Raw genomic sequence first — 232 nt, 5'->3', positions numbered from 1 at the left:
ACGCGCCCGATTCAACGCCGAAACAGGCTGCTGCTCGTACCAATTGCAGACCTGCTCGCTGGTAGGAAGACATCCCGATCTGGTTTCGACGTGACGCATCCACTCGATCCGCTCCTGCTCAAGGACAGCGAAAGCCAACAGACCTAGCAGCCAGCCCTCGGGAGCGTTATCTACCAGGGCTTTATAGGCATCTTCCGAACCTGAGAGCGTATCCATGCAATTCCTGCTTCGA

The 232-nt window shown here is 56.5% G+C and carries 1 protein-coding gene; it reads right to left on the bottom strand.

What is annotated here, in order from left to right; translation table 11 throughout:
• Window positions 1-216 (bottom strand): hypothetical protein (locus tag ACR9ZK_RS23705; RefSeq protein WP_481344356.1); only part of this gene is annotated, 216 nt, incomplete at its 3' end.
• Window positions 217-232 lie beyond the last annotated feature (16 nt).

The organism is Monashia sp. HAY1-5C (assembly GCF_056755255.1).
Note: the sequence above shows the minus strand (reverse complement) of the source record. Positions and strands in the feature narration are given on the sequence as shown.